General features: G+C 76.2%; 4 protein-coding genes. All 4 read right to left on the bottom strand.

What is annotated here, in order from left to right:
* On the bottom strand, window positions 1-2,109 hold a 2,109-nt coding region (locus VI078_03005; protein HEY5998252.1), incomplete at its 3' end, for a BatA domain-containing protein.
* Between the two features lie 4 nt (window positions 2,110-2,113).
* Complete coding sequence (locus VI078_03010; GenBank protein ID HEY5998253.1) at window positions 2,114-3,040, bottom strand: DUF58 domain-containing protein; 927 nt, start codon at window positions 3,038-3,040, stop codon at window positions 2,114-2,116.
* A complete protein-coding gene (locus VI078_03015) occupies window positions 3,030-4,043 on the bottom strand; it encodes a MoxR family ATPase (protein HEY5998254.1) in 1,014 nt (337 codons plus the stop codon). The genes VI078_03010 and VI078_03015 overlap by 11 nt, the downstream gene beginning before the upstream one ends.
* A 24-nt stretch (window positions 4,044-4,067) precedes the next feature.
* Window positions 4,068-4,268: tetratricopeptide repeat protein (locus tag VI078_03020; GenBank protein ID HEY5998255.1), on the bottom strand; the 201-nt coding region annotated here is incomplete at its 5' end.

A 4,268-nucleotide genomic window follows, 5' to 3' on the forward strand; every position in this document is an offset into this window, starting at 1 on the left:
CCCCCGCCAGGGCAGGCGCGGGCCCGCGACCAGGGTCTCGAGCAGGAGCAGCGCGAGCAGCGCGCCCAGCAGCGGCGGCGCGAGGCTGCGCTCGCCGAGGCGCGACGGATCGCCCTCGACGCCGCCGGGCTTCACGTCCACCAGCTCCGCGCGCACCGGGCGCAGGCGCTCGGCGATCTCGTCGGCCGACAGCGCGGCCAGCTCGGACTCCGCGGCCGGGACGTTCACCGCGACGAGCCCCTCGCGCCCCGGACGCGACCAGCGGTAGAAGCCGGTCTCCGCGGCCGGCGGGAAGACGGCGACGCTTCCCGACCCGTCGGCACGGAACGCCGCCTCGGCCCGCGCGCCCGCCGGTGACTCCAGCGTCGCGCTCCCCCCCGCCAGCTCCGGCCCTCCCGCCACCGTGAGCGCATCGCCGGCGACGCGCTCGGCGTCGGAGGCCTCCACGAGGTTGCCCGCGAGCCAGAGCACGAGCCGCTGGACGAGGGGGACGTACGCGGGACGGGTGGGCAGGTCGTTCCCGGCGAGGTCCGCGGTCGACGCCACGAAGACGACGCGCCCGCGCCCGACCCGCTGCTCGAGCAGCCACGGCGCGCCGTCCTCGAAGCGCGCGAGCACGCGCGCCGCGGGCGACGGGGGCCCGAGCTGCGCGCGCAGCGTGAACGAGGCCGTCGCGAACGTGCCGCCCGCCGGCGGCGCGAAGACAGTCAGCGGCGGCGCGGCGAAGTCGACGTCGCCGACGCGCCAGGGGCGATCGGGGTTGGCCGCCGCCGTCCCGGACACCGGCGCGGGGAGCAGCCCCCCGAGCGTCCGCCGCCACGCCTCCGCGTCGCACGCGCCGCCCCAGAACACGAGCAGCCCGCCGCCGTCCGACACATGCTTCGCCAGCCGTCGCCCCGCCTCCTCGCCGGGCGCCCGCACGTTGGCGAGCACCACCACGGAGGTCCCCTCGGGGATGCTCGCGGGCGCCTCCGGCCCCGCGGTGCCGATGCGCACCGGCACCGTCGCCGCCAGCCGCTCGTGACGCAGCGCCTCCTGGAGGAAGAACGTCTCGCCCTGGGCGAACGACGCGCCGGGGTCGCCGTCGACCACCAGCGCGTCGATCGGTGGCGCGACCTCGAGTGCCAGTCGGCGCCGGTCGTCCGCCGGGTAGCGGTCGGGGGGGACCCGGACCTCGACGCGCCGCGCCCCGCCCGCCGCCGGCCGCACCGCGAAGGGGACGCGGCCCCTCGTGCCGGGCGGGATGCTCTCGATCCGGCTCGCCGCGAGCGCGCCATCGAGCCACAGCTCCACGGGCACGACGCGCTCCGGCCCGCCGTTGAGGACCTCTGCGGCGACCTCCCGCGGCTCCCCGGCGATCGTGCTCTCGCCCCTGGCGGCCAGGCCGACGACGCCCGCGCGGTTGCGCGCGCCGTCCCCGGCCAGGCGCAGCAGCCGCACGGGGACCGAGGTGTCGATGGCCGCCAGCTGCGCGAACGCGAGCCGCTCCCACCCGCCGCGCGCCAGGTCGCTGATCACCACGATCCGCCGCTGCCGCCCGCCGGCCTCCCGCAGCAGGCGGTAGGCCTCGCCGAAGGCACGGCCGGGATCGGCGACCGCGGGGCGCGCCGCCGCGGCGGCCACTGCCGCGAGATACTGGTCGCGATCGAGCCATCGCGCCGCCTCCGGGGCCCCGGGGGCCGCGGCCGCCTCGATCAGCGCGAAGCGCTCCCCCCGCACCCCGCGGGCGGCCAGCGCGCGCGCCAGGTCACGGGCGGCCTCGAAGCGCTGGCGGTCGTCCGCCGAGAGCGCCGTCATGCTCAGTGACGTGTCCAGGATCACCGCTGTGAAGCCGGGCTCGCCCTCGCGGAAGGACGCGCCCGGGGCCTGCAGCACCGGCCGCGCCAGCAGCGCCGCGAACGCGAGCACGGCCAGGCAGCGCAGGGCCAGCAGCAGGAGGCGCCGCAGCCGCAGCCGCCGCGACGAGCGGCGCTGCGCGATCAACAGGAAGCGCACCGCGGGGAAGTCGACCTGGGCCTCGCGCCGGCGTTGGAGCAGGTGGATCGCCACCGGCACGGCGATCGCCAGCGCGAACAGCAGGTTCAGCGGCGAGAGGAAGCCGAGCTGCACCCGCTCACCCTCCCCGGCGCGCCAGGTAGCGCACCAGCGCCGCGTCGAGCGGCTCGTCGGTGACGATCAGGTCGTGGTCCGCCCCGGCCCGCCGGCAGAGCTCGCGCACCCGCGCCAGGTGCTCGGCCACCGCCGCCCGGTACTCGTCCCGGATCTCGCGCGGGTCGGTCGTCAGCTCCAGCGGCTCCTCGAGGTCCACGAACCGCGTGACCTTGCGGAACGGCAGGTCCAGCTCGTCGCGGTCGGCGACCTGCAGCACCATCAGGTCGTTGCGCCGGTGGTGCAGGTGCCGCAGGCCCAGCGCGAGGCCCTCCGGGTCGTCGAGCAGGTCCGAGATCAGCACGCACAGGCCGCGCCGGTGCAGCCCCCCGGCGATCTCCGCCAGCGCGGCGCGCACGTCGGTGCGCCCGGCCGGGCGCGCGGCCTCCAGCTCGGCGATGATCGCGTGCAGGTGGTGCGGCTGCGAACGCGGCGCGAGCACGCGCGGCCCCTCCTCGCGCATCACCACGAGGCCGACGGCATCACGCTGCAGCAGCATCAGGTAGGCAAGGGATGCGGCAATGGTCGCGGCGCAGTCGAACTTGGAGAATCCCGCGGCGTCCCCCGCGTAGCGCATCGAGGCGCTCGCGTCGACGAAGAGGTGCGCCCGCAGGTTGGTCTCGGCCTCGTACTCCTTGACGAAGTAGCGGTCCTGGCGCCCGAAGAGCTTCCAGTCGATGCGGCGCAACTCGTCCCCCGGCGCGTACGGCCGGTGCTCGGAGAACTCCACCGAGAGACCGCGCAGCGAGCTGCGGTGCAGCCCCGCCATGAGGCCCTCGACGACGTGGCGCGCGCGCAGCCCGAGGTTCGAGATCCGGGCGAGGACGACCGGGTCGAAGTAGCGCCCGGGGCGGCCCGGCGCGCCGCGCGGCGGTGCGACGCTAGCGTCCATCCCCGGGCAGCGCCTCCAGGAGCCGGGCGACGATGTCGCGGGCGGACACGCCCTCGGCCTCCGCGGTGAAGTTCGTCAGGATGCGGTGCTGGAGCACCGCCGGCGCCAGCGCGCGCACGTCCTCGACGGCGGCGGCATAGCGGCCCGAGAGCACGGCGCGCGCCTTGGCGCCGAGCACGAGGTACTGCGAGGCGCGGGGGCCCGCGCCCCAGGAGACGTGGTCGCGCACGAACTTCGGCGCGCCCGGGGAGGCCGGCCGGCTCGCCTGCGCGAGGCGCACCGCGTACTCGATGACGGGGCTCGCCGCCGGCACGCGGCGGACCAGCTCCTGGAAGGCGAGGATGCGCGCGGCATCCAGCACGGGGGCGGCGGCCGCGGTGCCGGCGGCGGTCGTCGTGCCGACGATCCGCACCTCCTCCTCGAAGCTCGGGTAGTCGAGGTAGACGCTGAACATGAAGCGGTCGAGCTGCGCCTCGGGCAGCGGGTAGGTCCCCTCCTGCTCGATCGGGTTCTGCGTGGCCAGCACGAAGAACGGCAGCTCCAGCGGGTAGGTCTGCCCGCCGGCGGTCACCTGGTACTCCTGCATCGCCTGCAGCAGCGCCGCCTGCGTCTTCGGCGGCGTGCGATTGATCTCGTCGGCGAGCAGCACGTTCGTGAAGACCGGCCCCTTGAGGAAGCGGAAGAAGCGCCGGCGCTCCGCGTCCTCCTCGAGCACCTCGGTGCCCGTGATGTCGGAGGGCATCAGGTCGGGCGTGAACTGGACGCGGTTGAACGACAGGTGCAGCGCCTGCGCCAGCGTGCTCACGAGCAGGGTCTTGGCCAGCCCCGGCACGCCGATGAGCAGGCAGTGCCCGCTCGTGAAGAGGCTGGTGAGCAGCTCCTCGACGACTTTCTCCTGCCCGACGATCACCTTGCCGATCTGCTCGCGGATCGCCGCCTGCGCCCGCACCAGCTCCTCCGCCTGACGCACGTCCTCCGCCTCACGCCACTGGGGTGCCTGCATCGTCTCTCCTTCCTCGCGCCCGCGCTACGGGCCGCCCACGACCGACCGTTGAAAGACCTCGTCCCCCGGCCCCAGGCGCAGCGCCGCGACCGCCGCGGTCTGGGCCCCCGCGGCGTCGCCGAGCCGGCGCAGCGCCCGCGCCAGGTCGCGCCAGGCGTAGGGGTTGAAGGGATTGACCTCGAGCGACGCCCGCCACGCCGCCGCCGCGCCCGGCCCGTCCCCGAC

The sequence above is a fragment of the bacterium genome (genome assembly GCA_036524115.1).
Classification (GTDB): domain Bacteria; phylum JAUVQV01; class JAUVQV01; order JAUVQV01; family DATDCY01; genus DATDCY01.